This is a genomic window from Janthinobacterium sp. SUN073, assembly GCF_030397665.1.
In the GTDB taxonomy this organism is placed as follows: Bacteria; Pseudomonadota; Gammaproteobacteria; order Burkholderiales; family Burkholderiaceae_D; genus Janthinobacterium.
This window is the reverse complement of the sequence record NZ_JAPUBT010000017.1, coordinates 40528-60513: the sequence shown is the minus strand read 5'-3', so window position 1 is coordinate 60513 and position 19986 is coordinate 40528. Positions and strand designations below refer to the sequence as shown.

14 protein-coding genes and 1 tRNA gene are annotated in these 19986 nt (G+C 58.0%); 12 read left to right on the top strand and 3 right to left on the bottom strand.

Annotation, left to right across the window (positions count from 1 at the left end; translation table 11 throughout):
- The 12 genes from O0882_RS27925 to O0882_RS27870 form a co-directional block, all read left to right on the top strand.
- Positions 1 to 679: EF-Tu/IF-2/RF-3 family GTPase (locus O0882_RS27925; protein WP_289953301.1), on the top strand; the 679-nt coding region annotated here is incomplete at its 5' end.
- A 66-nt stretch (positions 680 to 745) separates the two neighbouring features.
- Positions 746 to 821 (top strand) — tRNA-Trp (locus tag O0882_RS27920).
- Between the two features lie 32 nt (positions 822 to 853).
- Complete coding sequence (gene secE / locus O0882_RS27915; protein ID WP_035823944.1) at positions 854 to 1237, top strand: preprotein translocase subunit SecE; 384 nt, start codon at positions 854 to 856, stop codon at positions 1235 to 1237.
- Positions 1237 to 1863: a transcription termination/antitermination protein NusG gene (nusG, locus tag O0882_RS27910; RefSeq protein ID WP_034753130.1), complete on the top strand. Its 627-nt coding sequence runs from the start codon at positions 1237 to 1239 to the stop codon at positions 1861 to 1863. The genes secE and nusG overlap by 1 nt, the downstream gene beginning before the upstream one ends.
- A gap of 116 nt (positions 1864 to 1979) precedes the next feature.
- Complete coding sequence (gene rplK, locus O0882_RS27905) at positions 1980 to 2414, top strand: 50S ribosomal protein L11 (RefSeq protein ID WP_034753131.1); 435 nt, start codon at positions 1980 to 1982, stop codon at positions 2412 to 2414.
- Complete coding sequence (gene rplA / locus O0882_RS27900) at positions 2414 to 3109, top strand: 50S ribosomal protein L1 (RefSeq protein ID WP_071079797.1); 696 nt, start codon at positions 2414 to 2416, stop codon at positions 3107 to 3109. The genes rplK and rplA overlap by 1 nt, the downstream gene beginning before the upstream one ends.
- A gap of 319 nt (positions 3110 to 3428) precedes the next feature.
- Positions 3429 to 3971, top strand: a complete 543-nt coding sequence (gene rplJ / locus O0882_RS27895) for a 50S ribosomal protein L10 (protein ID WP_071079796.1) — start codon at positions 3429 to 3431, stop codon at positions 3969 to 3971.
- 67 nt (positions 3972 to 4038) lie between these two features.
- On the top strand, positions 4039 to 4410 hold the full coding sequence (rplL, locus tag O0882_RS27890; RefSeq protein ID WP_010394320.1) for a 50S ribosomal protein L7/L12: 372 nt from the start codon (positions 4039 to 4041) through the stop codon (positions 4408 to 4410).
- Between the two features lie 244 nt (positions 4411 to 4654).
- Positions 4655 to 8761 carry a DNA-directed RNA polymerase subunit beta gene (gene rpoB, locus O0882_RS27885; protein WP_282409781.1) on the top strand — a complete coding sequence of 1369 codons (4107 nt, stop codon included), beginning with the start codon at positions 4655 to 4657 and terminating at the stop codon, positions 8759 to 8761.
- A gap of 109 nt (positions 8762 to 8870) precedes the next feature.
- The gene (gene rpoC, locus O0882_RS27880; protein ID WP_096233372.1) at positions 8871 to 13112 is read left to right on the top strand and encodes a DNA-directed RNA polymerase subunit beta'; all 4242 of its coding nucleotides are present in this window, start codon (positions 8871 to 8873) and stop codon (positions 13110 to 13112) included.
- A 776-nt stretch (positions 13113 to 13888) separates the two neighbouring features.
- Complete coding sequence (locus O0882_RS27875; RefSeq protein WP_289953300.1) at positions 13889 to 14521, top strand: ArsR family transcriptional regulator; 633 nt, start codon at positions 13889 to 13891, stop codon at positions 14519 to 14521.
- A gap of 76 nt (positions 14522 to 14597) precedes the next feature.
- Entirely contained in the window at positions 14598 to 15437 is an 840-nt protein-coding gene (locus O0882_RS27870; RefSeq protein ID WP_289953303.1) for an HDOD domain-containing protein, read from the top strand.
- A gap of 72 nt (positions 15438 to 15509) precedes the next feature.
- On the opposite strand, the gene O0882_RS27865 is transcribed toward O0882_RS27870, so the two are convergent.
- The 3 genes from O0882_RS27865 to O0882_RS27855 all read right to left on the bottom strand — a co-directional run bounded on the left by O0882_RS27865 (position 15510) and on the right by O0882_RS27855 (position 19716).
- Positions 15510 to 17321 carry a DUF885 domain-containing protein gene (locus O0882_RS27865; protein ID WP_289953299.1) on the bottom strand — a complete coding sequence of 604 codons (1812 nt, stop codon included), beginning with the start codon at positions 17319 to 17321 and terminating at the stop codon, positions 15510 to 15512.
- A 134-nt stretch (positions 17322 to 17455) separates the two neighbouring features.
- Positions 17456 to 18553: a M48 family metallopeptidase gene (locus O0882_RS27860; RefSeq protein WP_289953294.1), complete on the bottom strand. Its 1098-nt coding sequence runs from the start codon at positions 18551 to 18553 to the stop codon at positions 17456 to 17458.
- Entirely contained in the window at positions 18550 to 19716 is a 1167-nt protein-coding gene (locus O0882_RS27855) for an HPP family protein (RefSeq protein WP_289953293.1), read from the bottom strand. Before O0882_RS27855 ends, O0882_RS27860 begins: the two co-directional genes overlap by 4 nt.
- Between the last annotated feature and the right edge of the window lie 270 nt (positions 19717 to 19986).

Here is a 19986-nt window from a genome sequence, read left to right as displayed (position 1 = left end):
CAAAGGTTCGGCACGTATGGCGCTGGAAGGCAAAGAAGGCGAAATGGGCGTGGATGCAGTGTTGCGTCTGGCCGATGCCCTCGATTCCTACATCCCAACGCCAGAGCGCGCTGTTGACGGTGCTTTCCTGATGCCAGTGGAAGACGTGTTCTCGATCTCGGGTCGCGGTACCGTGGTGACCGGTCGTATCGAGCGCGGCATTGTCAAAGTCGGCGAAGAGATCGAAATCGTTGGTATTATCGATACCGTCAAAACGACTTGCACCGGCGTGGAAATGTTCCGCAAACTGCTGGACCAAGGTCAAGCAGGCGACAACGTTGGTCTGCTGCTGCGCGGCACCAAGCGTGAAGACGTGCAACGTGGTCAAGTTCTGGCCAAGCCAGGCTCGATCAAGCCGCATGCGCACTTCACCGGCGAGATCTATGTTCTGTCGAAAGACGAAGGCGGCCGTCATACGCCATTCTTCAACAACTATCGTCCACAGTTCTACTTCCGCACAACGGACGTGACTGGTTCGATCGAGTTGCCAGCAGACAAAGAAATGGTCATGCCAGGCGATAACGTGTCGATCACCGTCAAGCTGATCAACCCGATCGCGATGGAAGAAGGCCTGCGCTTCGCTATCCGTGAAGGCGGTCGTACCGTCGGCGCCGGCGTGGTTGCAAAAATCCTCGCATAAGGAAATGTTATGCTTCCACCCGGGGCGTCCTGGGTGGTAGAATAGCACTCCTCGAAAGTTTTACGTAGGGACGTAGCTCAATTGGCAGAGCGTCGGTCTCCAAAACCGAAGGTTGGGGGTTCGATGCCCTCCGTCCCTGCCACCGTCAAGGTGCAGGGCACCGAAAGTAGAAAAATGTCAAATCAATCCGTGCAAACCGTTAGCACGTCGAGTGACAAGATAAAAGTCGCGCTGGCAATAGTGGCTGCGATTGCAGGAGTAGTCGGGTTTTATTACCTGGCAGGCCAACCAGCTCTGGTGCGTGCAAGCGCGCTTGTGGCTGGTTTGGTTATTGCTGTTGCACTCTTGTATATCTCGACGACCGGCCGTGAATTTCTCAATTTCGCCAAAGAAGCTGTGCGCGAAACCAAGAAAGTCGTTTGGCCTACCCGCAAAGAAGCCACGCAGATTACTGCGATCGTGTTTGCCTTTGTGCTGGTCATGGCGATTTTCCTGTGGGGCACGGATAAATTGCTCGAGTTTTTGTTGTATGACGTAATTCTGGGTTGGAAAAAATAATGAGCGAAAATGTGCATGATGAAGCGGCGGACGAGTCCGTTCCGGGCGACGCTCCGGTAGCGGACACTGGTGCCGCGCTGAGCGTGCCAGTCAGCAGCAAGCGCTGGTATGTCGTGCATGCTTATTCCGGCATGGAAAAAAGCGTCATGCGCGCACTGACCGAGCGTATCGAGCGCGCGGGCATGCAAGACCAGTTCGGCCAGATCCTGGTGCCGATCGAAGAAGTGGTCGAAGTCAAGAATGGTGTGAAGTCCGTCACCGAACGTCGTTTCTATCCTGGCTATGTGCTGGTTGAAATGGAAATGACGGACGAGAGCTGGCACTTGGTCAAGAACACCAGCAAGGTTACCGGTTTCATTGGTGGCAAGTCGAACAAGCCGACGCCGATCTCCGCGCGCGAAATCGACGGCATCATGAAGCAGATGCAGGAAGGTGTTGAAAAGCCCCGTCCAAAAACCTTGTACGAAGTGGGCGAGCAAGTGCGCATCAAGGATGGTCCGTTCACCGACTTCAACGGCAATGTCGAAGAAGTCAATTACGAGAAATCCAAAGTGCGCGTCTCGGTCACCATCTTCGGCCGCGCTACTCCGGTGGAACTCGAATTCGGCCAGGTCGAAAAAGTTTAAGTCTGTATCAAGCGCCACCAGGAGCGTCGCGGTAGTCAAAGCGAAATCCGGTCAGAGGAGCCCCGCCAGGGTAGGATCGGCGGGGCGCTACTACTCAATCCAAGATAGGAGCCATCATGGCAAAGAAAATCATTGGTTTTATCAAGCTGCAAGTGCCAGCTGGTAAAGCAAACCCATCCCCACCAATCGGTCCAGCTCTGGGTCAACGTGGTCTGAACATCATGGAATTCTGCAAAGCCTTCAATGCACAGACCCAAGGTCTGGAGCCAGGCATGCCGATTCCAGTCGTGATCACCGCGTTTGCGGACAAGTCCTTCACGTTCGTGATGAAGACGCCTCCAGCAACCTACCTGATCAAAAAAGCTGCTGCGATCACCAAAGGTTCGCCGAAGCCACATACCGACAAAGTCGGTACGCTGACCCGCGCACAAGCTGAAGAAATCGCTAAATTGAAAACCCCTGATCTGACCGCTGCCGACATGGATGCTGCTGTACGCACCATCGCTGGTTCCGCTCGTTCGATTGGTATCACGGTGGAAGGTGTTGTATAATGGCTAAGTTATCCAAACGTATCAAGGCTTTGAAAGCCAAAGTCGACCGTACCAAAGTGTACGCTTTCGACAACGCTGTCGCTCTGATCAAAGAGTGCGCAACGGCCAAGTTCAATGAATCGATCGACGTATCGGTACAACTGGGTGTTGATCCTAAGAAATCCGACCAAGTGGTGCGCGGCTCCGTCGTGCTGCCAGCTGGTACCGGCAAAACCGTACGCGTGGCAGTGTTCGCGTCGGGCGAAAAAGCAGAAGCCGCTAAAGCAGCTGGCGCCGACATCGTTGGTATGGAAGACCTGGCTGAGCGTATCAAAGCAGGCGACATGCCTTTCGATATCGTTATCGCTTCGCCAGATACCATGCGTATCGTTGGTACCCTGGGTCAGATCCTGGGCCCACGCGGCATGATGCCTAACCCGAAAGTTGGCACTGTTACTCCTGACGTCGCTACCGCCGTGAAAAACGCGAAAGCCGGTCAAGTTCAGTACCGTACCGACAAATCCGGTATCATCCACGCTACCATCGGCCGTAAATCGTTCGCTGACGCAGATCTGAAATCGAATCTGGTCGCACTGATCGACGCACTGAACAAAGCCAAGCCAGCATCGAGCAAAGGCGTGTACCTGCGCAAAGTTTCGCTGTCGTCGACCATGGGCGCTGGCGTCCGTGTTGACCAGACTAGCCTGGCAGCTTAAGTAAAGAATCAAGTCCTGTGGCGCCTCCGGGCGCTGCGGGCGCATCTTTGGGCTGTCTGTCCGGTGTTCGCACCAGGCAGGCAGACAATCAAAGACCGTTGGGCCGACTGTGATCGTACATGCAGAAGGTTAATAGGCTTGCCGGCAACGGCAAGTGCCCAACGCAGATGGTGTACCCGAACAAGTTTTGTAGTCCTCATGCTGCGTGAATCCATCCGCTCAGTTTAGTACTTCTTGACTTCGGACGCCGTGTTCGAACCGATGCAAGGCGCTCAACCACTCGGTTGTGATTGCCGAACATCATTTAAGGAGGTTGACCGTGAGTCTCAATCTGAATGACAAAAAGGCCGTCGTCGCCGAAGTTTCCGCACAAGTAGCAAATGCGCAAACGATCGTCGTGGCCGAATATCGTGGCATCCAGGTTGGTCACTTGACGCAACTGCGTGCTAAAGCGCGTGCCCAAGGCGTGTACCTGCGTGTGTTGAAAAACACTCTGGCTCGTCGCTCCGTTGAAGGTACCGCATTCGCCAGCCTGGCAGATGCCATGACCGGCCCGTTGATCTACTCGATCTCGGCCGATGCCGTTGCAGCAGCTAAAGTCATCGCTGACTTCGCTAAAACCAACGACAAACTGGTCATCAAAGCAGGTAACTACGCAGGCAAGCCGCTGGATACAGCTGCTGTCACCGCGTTGGCGAGCATTCCTAGCCGTGAAGTCCTCATTGCGCAGTTGTTGGGCGTTATGCTGGCTCCGGTTTCGGGCTTTGCACGTGGTCTGGCTGCCCTGGCAGCGAAAAAAGGCGAAGGCGCCGAAGCTCCTGCAGAAGAAGCAGCAGCAGAAGAAGCCCCAGCAGCCGCTTAATTGCGCGCGCTTTTTTCTCTCAGTACCAATCTGATGTAACTAACGTAATAAATTTAGGAGTTTCAAAATGGCAATTAGCAAAGACGATATCCTGGAAGCAGTTAGCGCCATGTCCGTAATGGACCTGAACGACCTGGTTAAAGCATTCGAAGAAAAATTCGGCGTGTCCGCAGCAGCGATGGCTTCGGCCGGTCCTGCAGCAGGCCCAGCAGCAGCTGCTGAAGAACAAACCGAATTCAACGTCATCCTGGACAGCTTCGGCGCAAACAAAGTTGGCGTCATTAAAGCAGTTCGCGAAATCACCGGCCTCGGCTTGAAAGAAGCTAAAGACCTGGTCGATGGCGCACCAAAAACTGTGAAAGAAGCAGTGTCGAAAGCTGACGCTGAAGCAGCACAGAAGAAACTGGTAGAAGCCGGCGCAACCGCTTCGATCAAGTAATATCTGTACCGGCGGCAGTTAGCGCCCGAGTCAAAGTCTGAGGTTTCCCCTCGCAAGGGGGGAAATCCGACTTTGGCTCCTTTGTCGTCTGCATCGTATTTGTCATGTAGTTGCAGCAGCAGTTTTTATTCGATTCAAGCCGGAAAGCAGAGCCTTGAGGTTTCGTCTGTGTCACACGCAGCGGTGCAAACGAACACTTGCAAAACCTGAATTTTCTATCCTTTCTGTCACTCACGGAGTGTCCATGCACTACTCATTTACTGAGAAGAAACGCATTCGCAAATCATTCGCGAAGCGCGCCAACGTTCACCACGTTCCGTTCCTGCTGGCGACCCAGCTCGAGTCTTATCATAGCTTCTTGCAAGAGGACATAGCACCGTCCGGCCGCAAGAATGATGGCCTGCAGTCGGCTTTCACTTCGATTTTCCCTATCGTGTCGCACAATGGTTTTGCGCGTCTCGAATTCTTGTCGTACGTCCTGGGTGATCCTGCCTTCGACGTCAAAGAATGTCAACAACGTGGCCTGACGTTCGCGTCGCCGCTGCGCGCGAAAGTGCGCCTGGTGATCCTGGACAAGGAATCGCCAACCAAGCCTGTCGTCAAAGAGATGAAGGAACAGGAAGTCTACATGGGCGAATTGCCGCTCATGACGACCACCGGTTCGTTCGTGATCAACGGCACGGAGCGGGTTATCGTTTCCCAGCTGCACCGTTCGCCTGGCGTGTTCTTCGAGCACGACCGCGGCAAGACTCACTCGTCCGGTAAGCTGCTGTTCTCCGCGCGTATCATTCCTTACCGCGGTTCGTGGCTGGACTTCGAGTTCGACCCGAAAGACATCCTGTTCTTCCGCGTCGACCGCCGCCGCAAGATGCCAGTAACGATCCTGCTCAAAGCCATCGGCATGTCGCATGAGCAAATCCTGGCCAATTTCTTTGTCTTCGACAATTTCAACCTGCGCTCCGAAGGCGCGGAAATGGAATTCGTCGCCGAACGTCTGCGCGGCGAAGTGGCGCGCTTTGACATCGTCGACAAGTCGGGCAAGACCCTGGTGCTGAAAGACAAGCGTATCAACGCCAAGCACGTGCGTGATATCGAAGCTGCCGGCATCAAGCACATTTCCGTACCGGAAGACTACCTGCTGGGCCGCGTATTGGCGAAGAACATCGTCGATGGCGACACCGGTGAAGTCGTCGCTTCCGCGAACGATGAGCTGACGGAAGACTTGCTGGGCCGCTTGCGCGATGCCAGCATTTCCGAAATCCAGACCTTGTACACCAACGACCTGGATCAGGGCGCCTACATCTCGCAAACCCTGCGTATCGACGATACCGCCGATCAGATGGCTGCGAAAGTGGCGATCTACCGCATGATGCGTCCAGGCGAACCGCCAACGGAAGACTCCGTTGAAGCGCTGTTCAATGGCCTGTTCTACAACTCGGACCGCTACGACCTGTCGGCCGTGGGCCGCATGAAGTTCAATCGCCGCATTGGCCGCGATGAACTGACCGGCGCCATGACCCTGTCGAACGAAGACGTGCTGGCCGTGATCAAGATCCTGGTGGAACTGCGCAATGGCCGCGGCGAAGTCGACGATATCGATCACCTGGGTAACCGTCGCGTACGTTGCGTGGGCGAACTGGCTGAGAATCAATTCCGCGCCGGCCTGGTGCGTGTTGAGCGCGCCGTCAAGGAACGCCTCGGCCAAGCCGAAGCGGACAACCTGATGCCGCACGACCTGATCAACTCGAAGCCGATTTCGGCTGCGATTCGCGAGTTCTTCGGTTCGTCCCAGCTGTCGCAGTTTATGGACCAAACCAATCCTCTGTCGGAAATTACCCACAAGCGCCGTGTATCGGCTCTGGGACCCGGCGGTCTGACACGCGAACGCGCCGGTTTTGAAGTGCGCGACGTGCATCCGACCCACTACGGCCGCGTCTGCCCGATCGAGACACCGGAAGGTCCGAACATTGGTCTGATCAACTCGCTGGCTCTGTATGCCCGCCTGAATGAATACGGCTTCCTGGAAACCCCGTACCGCAAGGTCGAAGGTTCCAAGATTACCGATCAGATCGACTACCTGTCCGCCATCGAAGAAGGCCGCTACATCATCGCTCAGGCGAATGCGACCATCAGCGATGAAGGTACGCTGTCCGATGAACTGGTCTCGGCCCGTGAAGCCGGCGAAACCATCCTGGTCTCCCCGGAGCGCATCCAGTATATGGACGTGGCGCCAGGCCAGATCGTTTCCGTCGCTGCCTCGCTGATTCCGTTCCTCGAACACGATGATGCAAACCGTGCATTGATGGGCGCCAACATGCAACGCCAGGCTGTGCCTTGCTTGCGTCCTGAAAAAGCGCTGGTCGGTACCGGTATCGAACGCACCGTTGCGGTCGACTCGGGCACCACCGTGCAAGCCTTGCGTGGCGGTATCGTCGATTACATCGATGCGGGCCGTGTCGTGATTCGCGTCAACGATGACGAAGCCACCGCTGGTGAAGTGGGCGTCGACATCTACAACCTGATCAAGTACACCCGTTCGAACCAGAACACCAACATCAACCAGCGTCCTATCGTGCAAGTGGGCGACCGTGTTGCCAAGCGCGACGTGATCGCCGATGGCGCATCGACCGACCTGGGTGAGTTGGCACTGGGCCAGAACATGACCGTGGCTTTCATGCCATGGAATGGTCTGAACTTCGAAGATTCGATCCTGATCTCGGAAAACGTCGTCAAGGACGACCGCTACACCTCGATTCACATCGAAGAGTTGTCGGTGGTTGCCCGTGACACGAAACTGGGCGCGGAAGAAATTACGCGCGACATCTCGAACCTGGCTGAAAATCAGCTGGCACGTCTGGATGAGTCCGGTATCGTCTACATCGGCGCTGAAGTCCAGGCCGGCGACACCCTGGTCGGTAAAGTGACGCCTAAAGGCGAAACCCAGCTGACCCCGGAAGAGAAGCTGCTGCGCGCGATTTTCGGCGAAAAAGCCTCGGACGTAAAAGATACGTCGCTGCGCGTGCCTTCGGGCATGATCGGTACCGTGATCGACGTGCAAGTCTTCACGCGTGAAGGTATCGTGCGCGACAAGCGCGCCCAGCAAATTATCGATGACGAACTGAAACGCTTCCGTCTGGATCTGAACGATCAGATGCGTATCGTGGAAGGCGATGCCTTCCAGCGTCTGGAAAAAATGCTGATCGGCAAAGTTGTCAACGGCGGCCCTAAAAAGCTGGCCAAAGGCGCCAAGATCACCAAGGATTACCTGGCCGATCTGGACAAATACCACTGGTTCGACATCCGCCCTGCGGACGACGATGCAGCGGTAGCGCTGGAAGCGATCAAGGAATCGATCAACGAGAAGCGTCACCAGTTTGATCTGGCCTTCGAAGAGAAGCGCAAGAAACTGACGCAAGGCGATGAGCTGCAACCAGGCGTGCAAAAAATGGTCAAGGTATACCTGGCCGTGAAACGCCGCCTGCAGTCGGGCGACAAGATGGCAGGTCGCCACGGTAACAAGGGTGTGGTTTCCCGTATTGTTCCTGTGGAAGACATGCCATACATGGCCGACGGCACGCCAGCCGACGTTGTGCTGAACCCGCTGGGCGTTCCTTCACGGATGAACGTTGGTCAGATTCTCGAGACTCACTTGGGCTGGGCTGCCAAGGGTCTGGGTATCCGCATCGGCGAAATGCTGAAGGCGCAAACCAAGGTCGAGCAAATGCGCAAGTATCTGACGACGATCTACAACGACAATGGCCGCGCGGAAGATCTGGACAAGTTTGATGATGAAGAGATCATGAAACTGGCCGAGAATCTGAAAAAAGGTGTGCCATTCGCCACGCCAGTGTTTGACGGTGCGAACGAAGAAGAGATCCGCCGCATGCTGGACCTGGCGTATCCGGACGACATCGCCAAGAACCTGGGCATGACCCCGTCGAAGAACCAGGTGACCATGTATGACGGTCGCACCGGTGAAGCGTTCGAACGCAAGGTCACTGTTGGCGTCATGCACATGCTGAAACTGCATCACTTGGTCGATGACAAGATGCATGCGCGTTCGACCGGTCCTTACTCGCTGGTGACGCAACAGCCGCTGGGTGGTAAAGCCCAGTTCGGTGGTCAGCGTTTCGGTGAGATGGAAGTCTGGGCACTGGAAGCGTATGGCGCGTCGTATGTCTTGCAAGAGATGTTGACCGTCAAGTCCGATGACGTGAATGGCCGTACCAAAGTGTACGAGAACCTGGTCAAGGGCGACCACGTGATCGACGCCGGCATGCCGGAATCGTTCAACGTGCTGGTCAAGGAAATCCGTTCGCTGGGTATCGATATCGACCTCGAACGCAACTAAAAGACAGCCACCTGTCATTTGGTTTGGGAAACACAAAGCCCGGCTGGGAAACCACGCCGGGCAATGTAGTCTCAGGAATATAGAAATTTAATCACCTCTGGAGTGATACATGAAAGCACTGCTCGATCTATTCAAGCAAGTACAGACCAACGAGACCTTCGATGCAATCAAGATCGGTCTCGCTTCGCCTGAGAAAATCCGTTCGTGGTCCTACGGCGAAGTCAAAAAGCCGGAAACCATCAACTACCGTACCTTCAAGCCTGAGCGCGATGGCCTGTTCTGCGCCAAGATCTTTGGCCCGATCAAGGATTACGAATGCCTGTGCGGCAAGTACAAGCGCCTGAAACACCGCGGCGTGATCTGCGAAAAGTGCGGCGTCGAAGTCACGCTGGCCAAGGTGCGCCGCGAGCGCATGGGCCACATCGAGCTGGCCTCGCCGACCGCGCACATCTGGTTCCTGAAGTCGCTGCCGTCGCGTCTGGGCATGGTCCTGGACATGACCCTGCGGGACATCGAACGCGTGCTGTACTTTGAAGCATACGTCGTGACCGATCCGGGCATGACCCCGCTGAAGAAGTGCCAGATCATGTCGGAAGACGACTACGCCGCCAAGTACGAAGAGTACGGCGACGACTTCACCGCCTTCATGGGCGCCGAAGGTATCCGTGAACTGCTGCGCTCGATCGACATCCACCGCGATGCCGAAACCCTGCGCGTGGAACTGAAGGAATCGAAATCCGAAGCCAAGATCAAGAAATACGCCAAGCGCCTGAAAGTGCTGGAAGCGTTCCAGCGTTCGGGCATCAAGCCTGACTGGATGATCATGGAAGTGCTGCCAGTGCTGCCGCCGGAACTGCGTCCGCTGGTACCGCTGGATGGTGGCCGTTTCGCGACCTCGGATCTGAACGATCTGTATCGCCGCGTCATCAACCGTAACAACCGTCTGAAACGCCTGATGGAGCTGCGCGCTCCAGAGATCATCACGCGCAACGAAAAGCGCATGCTGCAAGAAGCGGTCGATTCGCTGCTGGACAATGGCCGTCGCGGCAAAGCGATGACCGGCGCCAACAAACGTCCGCTGAAATCGCTGGCAGAGATGATCAAGGGCAAGGGCGGCCGTTTCCGTCAAAACTTGCTGGGCAAACGCGTCGATTACTCGGGTCGTTCCGTCATCGTCGTCGGCCCGCAATTGAAACTGCATCAGTGCGGCTTGCCGAAACTGATGGCGCTGGAACTGTTCAAGCCATTCATTTTCAATAAACTGGAACTGATGGGTCTGGCGACCACGATCAAGGCAGCGAAAAAGCTGGTCGAGATTCAAGAGCCGGTCGTGTGGGACATCCTGGAAGACGTGATTCGCGAACATCCGATCATGTTGAACCGCGCACCAACCTTGCACCGTCTGGGTATCCAGGCCTTCGAGCCAGTCCTGATTGAAGGCAAGGCCATCCAGTTGCACCCACTCGTCTGCGCCGCATTCAACGCCGACTTTGACGGTGACCAAATGGCGGTCCACGTTCCTCTGTCGATCGAAGCGCAGATGGAAGCACGCACCCTGATGCTGGCATCGAACAACATCCTGTTCCCATCGAACGGCGAACCGTCGATCGTGCCGTCGCAGGATATCGTGCTGGGTCTGTACTACGCGACGCGCGAAGCGATCAATGCGAAGAACGAAGGGATGATGTTCCCTGACGTCTCGGAAGTGATCCGCGCCTACGACAACAAGGAAGTCGAACTGACGACCCGCGTTACCGTGCGTATTACCGAATACCCGAAAAACGCCGAAACGGGCGAGTTCGAGAAAACGATTACCCGCTACGAAACGACGATCGGCCGTGCGATCCTGTCGGAAATTCTGCCTAAAGGCTTGCCGTTCTCCGTCTTGAACCGCGCGCTGAAAAAGAAAGAAATTTCCAAGCTGATCAACACGTCGTTCCGCAAGTGCGGCCTGCGCGCCACCGTGGTGTTCGCAGACAAACTGATGCAATCGGGTTTCCGCCTGGCGACACGCGCCGGTATCTCGATCTGCGTCGACGACATGCTGGTACCGCCGCAAAAAGTCACCCTGATCGCGGCGGCCGAATCGGAAGTCAAGCAGATCGAACAGCAATACGCCTCGGGTCTCGTGACCGCCGGCGAGCGTTACAACAAGGTAGTCGATATCTGGGGCAAAACCTCGGATGAAGTCGGCAAGGCCATGATGGACCAGCTCAAAGTCGAAGACGTGATCCGCCGCGACGGCACCAAGTCGACGCAAGAATCGTTCAACGCCATTTACATGATGGCCGACTCCGGCGCGCGCGGTTCCGCAGCCCAGATTCGTCAGTTGGCCGGTATGCGTGGTCTGATGGCCAAACCGGATGGTTCGATTATCGAAACGCCGATTACCGCGAACTTCCGCGAAGGTCTGAACGTTTTGCAGTACTTCATTTCGACCCACGGTGCGCGTAAAGGTCTGGCCGATACGGCGCTGAAAACGGCTAACTCCGGTTACCTGACGCGTCGTCTGGTTGACGTGACGCAAGACTTGGTGGTGATCGAGGACGATTGCGGCACCATGAACGGCGCGCTGATGAAGGCGCTGGTCGAAGGTGGTGAAGTCATCGAAGCGCTGCGCGACCGTATCCTCGGCCGTGTTACCGTGCACGATGTCGTCAATCCTGAAACCCAGGAAACGCTGTACGAAGCCGGTTCGCTGCTGGACGAAGACATGGTCGAAGAGATCGAGCGTCTGTCCATCGATGAAGTCAAGGTGCGTACGCCACTGACTTGCGACACGCGCTTCGGCCTGTGCGCCAAGTGCTATGGCCGCGACCTGGGCCGCGGCATGCTGGTCAACGCCGGCGAAGCCGTCGGTGTGGTGGCAGCGCAGTCGATTGGTGAGCCGGGTACCCAGCTGACCATGCGTACGTTCCACATTGGTGGTGCGGCATCGCGTGCGGCAGTGGCATCGTCGGTGGAAGCCAAATCGAACGGTACCATCCGCTTCACGGCAACCATGCGTTACGTGACGAACGGCAAGGGCGCGCAAATCGTCATTTCCCGTTCCGGCGAAGTGCTGATCACCGACGACCATGGCCGTGAGCGTGAGCGTCATAAAGTGCCGTACGGCGCGACCCTGATCGTCAAGGACGGCCTGGTCATCAAGGCCGGTACGGCCCTGGCAACGTGGGATCCGCTGACCCGTCCGATCATTACCGAATACGCCGGTCAAGTGCGTTTCGAGAACGTCGAAGAAGGCGTCACCGTAGCCCGTCAGGTCGACGAAGTGACCGGTCTGTCCACCCTGGTGGCGATCGATGCGAAACGTCGCGGTTCGTTGACGAAAACGTTGCGTCCGCAAGTCAAGCTGATCAACGAGGCGAACGAAGAAGTCAAGATCGCCGGCACCGAACACTCGGTGGCGATCGGCTTCCAGGTCGGCGCGCTGATCATGGTCAAGGACGGTCAACAGGTATCGGTTGGTGAAGTGCTGGCACGTATTCCTACCGAATCGCAAAAAACGCGCGATATTACCGGTGGTCTGCCACGCGTTGCGGAACTGTTCGAAGCGCGCTCGCCGAAAGATGCCGGTATGCTGGCGGAAGTCACGGGTACGGTTGCGTTCGGTAAGGAAACCAAGGGCAAGCAGCGTCTGGAAATCACGGACATGGACGGCAACAAGCATGAGTTCTTGATCACCAAGGACAAACAAGTGCTGGTGCATGACGGCCAAGTCGTGAACAAGGGCGAGATGATCGTGGACGGCCCGGCCGATCCGCAAGACATCCTGCGCCTGCTGGGTATCGAAGCGCTGGCACGTTACATCGTCGACGAAGTGCAAGACGTGTACCGTCTGCAAGGCGTGAAGATCAATGACAAGCACATCGAAGTGATCGTGCGTCAGATGCTGCGCCGTGTGCAGATCGTCAATGCCGGCGACACCAACTACATCGTTGGCGAGCAGGTAGAGCGTTCGGAACTGCTGGATCAGAACGACCTGATGGAAGCCGGAAACAAAATTCCTGCGACCTACGAAAACGTTCTGCTGGGTATTACCAAGGCTTCGCTGTCGACCGATTCGTTCATCTCGGCCGCATCGTTCCAGGAAACCACCCGCGTGCTGACGGAAGCGGCGATCATGGGCAAGCGCGATGGTTTGCGCGGCCTGAAAGAGAACGTCATCGTCGGCCGTCTGATTCCTGGCGGTACGGGCCTGGCCTTCCACCGCGCACGCAAAGAAAAAGAAGCGTGGGAAGTGGAAGAGCGTCAAGCGCTGTTGCTGGCCGAGAAAGCCTCGATGGCCGGCGAAGCTGCCGAAGCGTTGCAGGATATCGAAAGCCAGCAACACCACGGCGACGAAGCGTAATCTACGCTGTCAGCTGACAAGAACGGCACCTTCGGGTGCCGTTTTTTTATGCCTGCGTGATTCGTTTTTTTGTCCGTACGGCGCATTTCCAGCACACACGCAAGCAGAAGGCAGCGTGGGAAGTGGAGGAGTCTCAAGCCCCGCTGCCGGTCGATAAGGCCACCCTGGCCAGTGAAACCACCGAAGATTTGCTGGCTTATCGAAAGCCAGCAACACCACGGCGACGAAGCGTAATCTACGCTATCAGCTGACAAGAACGGCACCTTCGGGTGCCGTTTTTTTATGCCTGCGTGCTTATCCGAAGCATGCGTACGCATAGCGGGGAATGCGAAAAATCATTGTGACCCATTTATATCGCGGATTATAACTACTGAAAAAACGTTATTTATATGGTGGATTGAAATATTGGCTGTACGGGTAAGTGGAAAATGCATGATGCAATGAAAGTCACGCTGTTATTCATGGCTGGGATTGGAATCAACCTCTATGCCAGTATCTATCCGGTTTGGTTTGTGAATCAATATGGTCGAGTTACTGTTGCATGGACATGTTTGAACTGATCGGTAAATACAGATGATGCGGTTGGTGTCAACGGATCGGAAGTGAGCGCTCACAAGGATGACTGAGTGCTGGCTACCCGCAGTTGGGCAAGTGCGACGTCGCCCGCATGTGTTCGCTCAACTGATGGTGATCGCGTATCACCGCGTTGTGGTGCCATCACGCACTATTGCCCTCGTCACGCCAGTTTCCAGTTTATTCATGCTAAGATTTGGCGCATGATTGCCCAAGCCCTGTTTACTCCCGCCCAGCAGAAACTGCTGGGCTTGCTCTTTGTCCGTGTGAATGAAGGCTTTCACTTGAACGAGATCATGCGTTTGACGGGCCTGGGCAGCGCGTCGGCGCAGCGCGAACTGCGCCGCCTGCATGATTCCGGCCTGATCACGTCGGAGCGGATCGGTAATGTGCGGCGCTTCTGGCCCAACAAGGAAAGCCTCGTGTATCCCGAGTTGAGCGGACTGGTGCAGAAAACCTTCGGTATCGTCGGCGTGCTCAGCGCGACCCTGGCGCCCTTGCGTGCCCAGTTGCACCTGGCCTTCGTGTCTGGTGCCACGGCGAAGGGACAGGACATGCCCGGTAGCGCCATCGACTTGCTGCTGGTGGGCGAGGATGCCAATTATGGCGATCTGTTGACAGGATTGGCCCCGGCCGAGCGAACCTTAAGGCGTAAAATCAATCCCAACTTATATACGCTGGCCGATTATCGCCGGCGTCTGCGCGAAGGTCAGCCATTTCTGCTGCAGGTATTACAGCAGCCGAAGTTGTTTGTCATTGGCGATGAATCGCTATTGCAGGCGCTGGCATTGCCAGACGCTTCCTTGCAAATGAATGACATGCCATCTGTATTCTAAAGGCCGGGCCTGGCATTCAATTTCTGATGCATGAAATTGTTGGCTAGAAAAAACTCTGAGGCGGATTGATCGTATGATGAATAAACTACAGGCTTTCGGTTTAATTGTTTCCCAGGCAGTGCGCGGCGAATTAACGTTTCCCACGAGTGTTAATTCAGCGCTGCAATTGCAATTGGCCCTGGCCGAACCGGACTGCCATATCGATCATGCCATCAAGCTGGTGCTGGCCGAGCCCTTGCTGGCGGCGCGCACGGTGGCCCTGGCCAATTCGGCCGTGTACAGCCGCGGCGATGCGGCGCCCGTGACCAGCGTGCGTGCCGCCGTCATGCGCATGGGTTACCGCAATCTGTATGCGCTGGTGGCGGCCATGGTGGTGCGCCAGTTCGGCAGCAAGATCATCGACCCCGTCCTGCGCCAGAAGGCGACACAGCTGTGGGAACACACGGCGCATGTGGCGGCACTGGCGCATGTGCTTGCCCGCCGCGTGACGCACGTCGATGCGGACACAGCGCTATTCGCGGGCATCGTGCATGAGGTGGGCGGTTTTTACCTTCTGTCGCGTGCCGATGAATTTCCTGGCCTGCTCGACGACGATGCGGATCACTGGATGGAGTCCGCCGAAGAAATCATTTCCCGCGAAGTCATGAAGAAGCTGCTGATACCGCTGGCCGTGAGCGACGCCATCGAAGGCTTGCGTGATGGCTTGCTGTCGATTCCGCCCGATTCCCTGCTCGACACTTTATTGTTGGCCAAGCAACTGTCGCCCGTGCCGTCGCCGTTGCAAGCGACGTATGTGGAAATGCTCACGCCTTCCGATTCCGTCATCGATTTTATTATTGACAACGAAACCTTGCAAAGCATCCTGGCCGAGTCAAACGAGGAAGTGCGCTCGATGAGCGCGGCGTTGCTGGTGTAACTGAAAACGCCAGCGGCGAAAAAAACGGCAGCGCCATCGAGGTGCTGCCGTTTTGCCTTCAGGCCTTGCGTTTTACTTCTGCTGCGCGATCCACCGGTCGACTTTGGCTTCCAGCAGTTTCAAAGGCAGGGTGCCGTCGCCGAGCACGACTTCATGGAACTTCGGCAGGCTGAACTTGTCGCCCAAGGCAGCTTGCGCGCGCTGGCGCAGTTCGACGATCTTCAGCGCACCGATCTTGTAGCCCAGGGCCTGGCCCGGCCACGCCATGTAGCGTTCCGTTTCACTTTTCGCCACGGCGTCATAGCCGAGGGTGTCGCGCATGTACTTGATGGTCTGCTCGCGTGTCCAGCCCTTGGTGTGCAAGCCCGTGTCGACCACCAGGCGCACGGCGCGCAGCATCTCGTCGTTCAAGTGGCCGAAATACTGGGCTGGATCGTCGAACAAGCCCATTTCCTTGCCCAGGGTTTCCGCATACAGGGCCCAGCCTTCCGTGAAGGCATTGTTGCCGCCGAAACGGCGGAAGTTCGGCAAGTCCATCTCTTGCACCAGCGCCAGGTGGAAATGGTGGCCAGGCTTGCCTTCGTGCAAAAACAAGGTAGTCATGCCCGTATCGCCATACTGTTTCGGATCGGTGACGACGGACCAGAACACGCCGGGGCGCGAACCGTCGGCCGCAGGCGCCGTGTAGTGGTCGGCGGCCGTGTCGCGGCTCAGTTCAGGTTCCAGGCGCAAGTCCAGCGGCGCTTTCGGCACCAGGGTGAACAGCGCGGGCAATTTGCTGTCCAGCAGCACATTCAGCTTGCGGTAGACGTCGAGCACTTCCTGCTCCGTCTTGAACGGGCGGTATTTCGCCTGTTCCGAGACCCACACGGGCAAGCCGGCGGCCGGGCCGGTGTAGCCCATCTTCGGTCCCACGATCGCGTATTGTTCCTGGATGCGCGCCACTTCCTTCAAGCCGATGGCGTGGATTTGCTCCGGTTTCAAGTCCGTGGTGGTGCTGCTGGCCACGCGCGCCTGGTACCAGGCAGCGCCATCGGGCAGGGCGCTCCAGCCGCTGCTCGTGCGGCTGGCCGGCAGGTAATCGCGCTCCATGAAGGTGGACAGACGCTGCAGCGCAGGCATCAGTTTGGCCTGGATGGCATCGGTGTACGCCTGCGTCAGGCGCGCCTTGTCCGCCTCGGATAAGCTGGCTGGCAAGTTCTTGATGGGCGTGTAATAGACGCTGTCCTGCGGCGTGGCGCTGACGAGTTTTTTGAATTGCGGCAGGGCCGATTCCGTCAGCGCCTTCGGCAGCACGATGCCCTTTTGCATGCCGACTTTCATGTTGGCGATGGCCTGGTCTATCCAGCCGGGCAACTGGCTAATACGGCTCAGGTATGCGTCATACTCCTTGACCGTGGTCAGCGGTTGCGATGCCTCGCCGCCCGCATAATTGGCCAGGGTGACGGGCATGCTGTCCATCTGGTTCAGTGGCAGCAGGTATTCGGGGAAGCGCTCGAAGCTCAGCGCCGTCGCCAGTTCATAGTCGAGGATATCGTAGTTGATCTGGTCCTGGTGCGACAGCTGCGCGCGGCCAATGCTGCGCAGGGTCTTCTGGTACTGGCGGTACAGGGCAAACTGTTTTGCGCGCGCGGCGGGAACGATGGCGGAACCGAGCTGGTCGTCAAAACGGTTGTCGCCGCTTTCGGTGGCATTGATCGGCTCGAAACGGGCCTGCGCATCGTAGTACTGATCGGCCACGACCTGCAATCGCTGCTTGGCTTTCGGCGCGCTGACGGCCACGGTGTTGGCTGTGGGCTGGACCGCCTGCGCCATGGGCGCGTAGGCGAGTAACAGGGAGATGGCCAGGGTGCCGAGGGTGCCGGCGGCAAAACGATGCTTCATGCGCAATATCCTTTGTAAGGAGGGAATGAACGGGGCGTAGCGAGGTCAGGGGTGCTGGTCACGGTGGAGCAGCCGGGGCGTAAGCATACGCCATTGCCCAGTGCGTTTGGATAAATTGTATGAGGGGAATGTTGCTATTTTGCCGTAGGCGGCAGGGCCGCTTTCATCGCCTGCCAGTGCCCGCTGGTTAAGGGAAGGCAGGCGGGGCAGGGCGTGGCGGCGATCAGGCTCTCGATCTGCTGCGCGCGCGCCGCCGTCTGCGGGTGCGAGGAAATCCATCCCGGCACACTGGCCTTGTCCTGGTCATCGAGCTTCTGAAAAAAGCGCAGCATGCCGTCGGGACGGATCTGCGCGCGCTGCAAGGCAAGCAAACCGAGACGGTCCGCTTCCTCTTCCATGTCGCGGCTGAAATACAAGGTGCCGGCCTGGTGCGCCAGCATGGCGGCCACGGCGCTGATGTCGCCGATGGTCAGGCCCACCAGGGCGCCCCAGCCCAGGCTGCTGATCATTTGCCGCAGCGAATGGCGCTGTTCCACATGCTGCACTTCATGCGCCAGCACGCCGGCCAGCTCGCCCGGGTCGCCCGCCTGACGCAGCAAGCCCGTATGCACGACGATGATGCCGCCCGGCATGGCAAACGCGTTGACCGTGTCGTCCTGCTTGACCAGCCAGCGGTACGGGTAGCGCGATCCCGCTGTCAGCTTGCTGCCGATCTCCTGCAGCGTTTGCTGCGCCACGCCGTGCTCGCTGATGCCGCCCTGCGCGCGCACTTGCGCCAGGGCCAGTTCGCCCAGCTGCTTTTCCGTCGACAGGGGTATCCATCCCGCCAGTGTGCCGATGGCATGGCTGCCTTGCCACCACAGCAGGGCGGCAGCGACGACGGCCGCGCCCGTCAAGCCGGCCAGCCAACCCGATACTTGCCGCCGGTTGCGCTGGCGTTCGCTCCACAGACGCTGCAGTTGCGGCTGCAGCGTCTGTGGCGCTTCTTTTAGCACGATGGCGATGTCGCTCGCGGTCAGCGGTTTCAACGACGCTTGCCGGCCTTGTGCGTCGAGCCAGTTCAGGAACAGTTCAGGCCCATCGACACCGCCCACGCTGACGACCAGTTGCGCCACATCCACGTTATGGCCGGGCGCGTCGATGACCAACTGCGCGCCGAAAAAATGCGCGCTGACGGGTGTGCCAGCCGCGCCGCCCTCGGGGCTGGTCAGCAATGCCTGGAATGGCGTCATGCGGCCGCCTCGGCAAAGCGGCTTTCATATAAGGCCGCCATCAGGTCGGACTGGCTGATGATGCCGGCCAGGCGCTCTTCATCGTCGAGGATGGGAATATGGTGATAGCCGGCATCGGCCATCAGGGGCACCAGGTCGATGATGGGCGTGCCCAGGCGAGCCGTGTGCGGGGACGGCGTCATCAGCTGGCCCACCACCTCGGGCTTGTCGCTGTGGGACAGGCCGCTGCGTTGCAGCAAGCCGCGCAGGCGCTGGCGCATGCCCTGATAATCGTCGAGCCCGCCATGGCGCAGGAAATCCGTCTGCGTGATGATGCCGATGACCCGGCGCGCCCGGTTCAGTACGGGCAGGGCGCCCACGTCGTGCTCGCGCATGGTGCGCCAGGCAACATCGAGCGGCGTGCCGAATTCCACGCAGAGCACATCTTTCGACATGATGTCGGCACAGGTGACGACGCCGAAGCGGCGCTGGTAGGCGCGCATTTCCGTTTGCAGGAAGATCGCTTGCAAATCGTCGCGGCTGATGTCGAGCACTTCGCTGTGCTGGCGCAAGACGGCATCGAGATCGTCCGGTGAAAAGCCCAGGCGGTTGCTGGGCACGTCATCCCTGGTGGCGTGCGGATGCGGCGCCATCAATTGCTGGATGTGCGGGTAGCGGCGTCCCGTCAGGTTGTTGTACAGCACGGCGCAGGCGACCAGCACGGCGGAATTGAACAGCACGGTGATGAAGACGAATTCAAAGCCGGCCGCATGCACGCTGGCGCCACCGACGACGGTGGTGAGCGCCACGGCGCCGCCCGGCGGATGCAAACAGCGCAGGGCAAACATGGCGCTGATGGCCAGGCAGGCCGCCAGCGCCGCCACGCCCACGCCAGATCCTAACCATTTGACGCAGGCCATGCCGACCAGGCCGGAGACGACATTGCCGCCGACCACCGACCACGGTTGCGCCAGCGGGCTCGCTGGCAGACAGAACAGCAGCACGGCCGAGGCGCCCATGGGCGCGATCAGGTAGACGCTGGCGCTGTCGGGGGCCAGCAGGAAGTGGCAGATGAGACCAGTGAGCAGCAGGCCGCAGATGGCGCCCGCGCAGGCGCGCGCTTGTTCGCGGCGGCTGCCGTTGTTCGGTTGCGGCAGCCAGCGTGCCAGGAAAGAAGTCGTCATGGGGGAGGGCGCGTTCGGGCCGCGTTGCTCAGTGTGAGCCCGAGATTATCCCATGCGTTGCATTTCGCTGCCGGCGTTACTCTTCCGCGCAGACCGCCTGCAAGCCGTGCCGCGCCAGCAAGTTCCTGGAGACCGCGATGATGGAAGGCTCTTTTGGTGCCGCTTAGACGTTTTCCGCATAAGCACAGTGCAATTAAATGGTGGATATTTCCCACAAGCAGGCATATTCTAGGCAATCACGCCCGCTGGCAGCTGTTCAGCTGGTCTCAC